The organism is Lactiplantibacillus sp. 3062, from assembly GCF_055413545.1.
Map to the genome: position 1 here is coordinate 1 of NZ_JBVAYE010000024.1, position 2,772 is coordinate 2,772.

The 2,772-nt window shown below is 35.5% G+C and carries 2 protein-coding genes; one reads left to right on the forward strand and one right to left on the reverse strand.

The annotated features are described in order from the left end of the window. Nucleotides 1-671 precede the first annotated feature (671 nt). Complete coding sequence (locus tag ACWQAU_RS15140) at nt 672-1,310, reverse strand: hypothetical protein (RefSeq protein WP_064972032.1); 639 nt, start codon at nt 1,308-1,310, stop codon at nt 672-674. A gap of 216 nt (nt 1,311-1,526) precedes the next feature. Between ACWQAU_RS15140 and ACWQAU_RS15145 the strand changes: the two genes are divergently transcribed. Then, nucleotides 1,527-2,690, forward strand: coding sequence for a site-specific integrase (locus ACWQAU_RS15145; RefSeq protein WP_053338955.1), 1,164 nt, complete (start codon nt 1,527-1,529; stop codon nt 2,688-2,690). Nucleotides 2,691-2,772: the final 82 nt, after the last annotated feature.

Here is a 2,772-nt window from a genome sequence, read left to right on the forward strand (position 1 = left end):
ATGTTCCAAGTCTTGAAGCCCATTCTTTCTTGGAGTACTATGCAGGTCCGACTCCTGCCGCTCGCGTTTAAATTTTTGAATATAAAACTTAACAATTATTGGAGATGGTTAGATCGATGAATTTCAATTGGAAATATGCTCTTGTGAATAATATTGACTTTTACCCATTTTTCATAGTGCTGGCATTGGAGGAAACATATCCAAAATCAATATTTGCAGATTCACTATGGATATTGCCAGTTATCTTTATATTTTCATTAATAGCCCATTTTACTCTATATAAACCAGCTATTAAAAGTAATCCTTCACTTGATCAGAAACATTACACTTCAAGCCTAGTCTCGTGGCTGATAATGATCGTAGGAGTTATTGGAATTATATTTGCTGTTTTCTACTATCATTTCCATTCTCCTTTAATCTGGATTGCTTTTTTGGTATTAGTTCTTTTACGGGATGCATTCGCTAATAGCGACCTATAAGGACTAAAAAGCACATCCCAACCGGTCAAAGTTTGAGATGTGCTTTTTAAGGAGGTGATAGTAATGAGCGATAAGCCAACAAAATTTATAAAACCAGTAGTACCAAAGCCTGGCCAGAGAAACAGTCCAAACAGAACCGCACCAGTACCACATGGAACCTCAGCGCCCAGTGTTAAGCCCAAAAAATAATTATTATTTTTTTAAATAAAAGATATAGTACTTTAATTTACTTTTGTTATCTATATAGACTCGTGGATAATCTTCCATTCGGATAGATGAATAGTTTTTATTCATTAATTCAATGACTTCATCCTCTGAAAATGTACTTTGTTCCATTTTTTCCTCAGGTGTTAATAACAGTTGATGTTCTAAATCAAGTGATTCAGAATAATGTTCTAAAAACCCAGATGATATATATTGATGATTGAAATCAAAAATGTAAACCATCATATAACCATGATGTTCAAAAGCATACTCATGTGGTGTCTTGGTAGAAATCATTGATAAATTTTCATTACTCCGACTTTTGTTTAATAGTATTTCAACCCTATTAAATAAAAATCGAAGTAACAAAAATGTTATTAATATACTAGTTACTACAGTAATTAGTACGGTAAAAACTACATTCCAAATATTTGGATTGTTTGCTATCACATTAATAATAATTGTATAGATTAGAAAGTTCATTATTGAAAATAAGATACACCATGCTGACCGGTCTTCTTTACTAGAGTAAGAAGACAACGTACCTTGATTTACCAATAAATTATAATTTAAGAATCCTAACGTTCCAGATAAAACAATGCTTATAACGAGTGACTGGTAGTTCATTATTATTCACCTTCGCTTGAAATTAATGAATTTTGTTCACCTATTATAACACAAAAAGCACATCCCCTCCCGCCAAGAAGTAAGATGTGCTACCAATAAAAGCCAGTGGATTACTCCGCTCTTTTTACATACATAATATTATCACAACTAAGGAGGTGATGTCTGCAAGTCCTTAAAATTCTACCCGCCTAGGTGAAATTTAAGGAGGAAATTCAAATGGCAAGTATTAAAAAGAAAAATGGCAAATGGGCCGTTCGCGTTAGTTACTATGATGAATTTGGCAAACGGCACTTTAAAAACAAGAGTGGCTTTTCTCGTAAAAAAGAAGCTGAACAGTGGGCAACTAAATTGGAACAAGCTAAATTTGACCAATCCATAGGAAAATCCGATACAACGACAGTCTTTACAGATTACTACGAGAAATGGTTAGAAACCTATAAATTTGGCAAAGTTTCCCGAATTACAGAACAAGAATATCGATATACTCTTCGCCAAATTGCTGAGTTACTACCTAACGTTCAACTGTCGTCAATGACAAGGCTGCGTTATCAACAATTTATCAATGAATTTGTGCACGGTAATGCCAAGCAACGTGCACAGCGACAACTGACAGATAATCAACCATATCATAGCAAATCATCTGTTGAAAAATTGCATGGCCATATTCATGCTGCAATTATCGATGCCGTAGCTGATAATTTAATAAAGACCGATTTCTGCTTACATGTTGAATTAGGTGGCCACTCCGGTAAACCAGCACAACTAAAATACCTTGACGCGAAAGACATGCAAACGCTAGCTATCGAAGTCAATAAAAACATCAAGCTAATTTCTACTGGAAAATCAATGATCTATACTGGCCTACTAACTGGTATGCGAGTAGCCGAAGTTTCTGCTCTGACTTGGACTGATATCGATTGGCAAAACAAGACTATCCGTGTTAATAAGTCATGGGATTATGTTTATGGCCAAAAATTTAAGAAAACAAAAACTGAATCTAGTATTCGTACAATAACTGTAACTGACGATCTTTTAAATCATCTTAAAACACTGCATGCTTTACAGATGGCAGCTAAATTGGATAACCCAGATCATCTAGTTTTCATGAACAAGCGTGGTCGTATTCCATCCCCTGGAGCGTGTGATAACTTGCTTAAAAAATACTCCAATTCATTGGGAATTAAACGGATTAGTTTTCACGGGTTGCGGCACACCCACGCTAGTTACCTGCTCTATTGTGGCGTGAAGATGGAATACATTTCCAAACGGTTGGGCCATAAGAACAGTTCCATCACTCGTAACGTCTACGCTCATATGATTAAAGAAGACCAACAACAGGAAGACGAACGGACCTTAAAAGCACTCTCTCAGGTCAATTAATATGGTGCACTTTTGGTGCACTCACCAAAAATGATGACGCTAAAAGGCTTGATATCAATGATACGGTAGTACACTCGAAAGT